Here is a 279-nt window from a genome sequence, read left to right as displayed (position 1 = left end):
GAACAAGACGCCGACGGCCTGACCAAGATCACTACCGACACCTATCAGTACCAGAAACTAGACGCCGCAGCCGGCAGCGAACTCTCCGGCAGCACCCTCGTCATCAAAGCCGGAGACGACGTAACCATCCAGGCCTCCAGCGCCGCAGCCGACCAAGATATCACCATCAGCGGCGACAACGTCACCATCCAGGCGGCGGAGGAAAACAGCTCGAATGAATACAGGGAATCCGTCAAAAAAACCGGCTTCTCCCTCTCCTTTGACGGCGGCTTGAACGTA

At 58.1% G+C, this 279-nt stretch carries 1 protein-coding gene; it reads left to right on the top strand.

Going from position 1 to position 279, the window contains the following annotated elements:
* A partial coding sequence (locus ALO_RS14605) for a hemagglutinin repeat-containing protein (protein ID WP_004097169.1) occupies positions 1–279 on the top strand: 279 nt, incomplete at both ends.

The sequence above is a fragment of the Acetonema longum DSM 6540 genome (assembly GCF_000219125.1).
GTDB lineage: Bacteria > Bacillota > Negativicutes > Sporomusales > Acetonemataceae > Acetonema > Acetonema longum.
Note: the sequence above shows the minus strand (reverse complement) of the source record. Positions and strands in the feature narration are given on the sequence as shown.